Annotated in this window: 1 protein-coding gene; it reads left to right on the top strand. The window is 74.0% G+C overall.

Annotation, left to right across the window (positions count from 1 at the left end):
- Window positions 1-223: lipid II flippase MurJ (locus E4K09_RS28630; protein ID WP_280177507.1), on the top strand; the 223-nt coding region annotated here is incomplete at both ends.

The raw sequence follows: 223 nt of genomic DNA, 5'->3' as shown, positions 1-223 counted from the left end.
GGCCCTGGAGATGGCGCTGCTGCTCGCCCTCCCGGCGGGCGCCGCCCTGCTGATCCTGAGTGTCCCCGTCACGACGGTTCTCTTCGAACGCGGAGCGTTCCTGCCGGCCGAGTCCGCCGGTACCGCGCAGGTGCTCGCGGCGCTCAGCCTCGGCCTGCCCTTCGCCACCGCCGGCAAGGTGCTGAGCCAGACCCTGTTCGCGCGCGGAGCCCTGCGCCAGACG

This window comes from Microvirga pakistanensis (assembly GCF_004458765.1).
Taxonomy (GTDB): Bacteria; Pseudomonadota; Alphaproteobacteria; order Rhizobiales; family Beijerinckiaceae; genus Microvirga; species Microvirga pakistanensis.
Note: the sequence above shows the minus strand (reverse complement) of the source record. Positions and strands in the feature narration are given on the sequence as shown.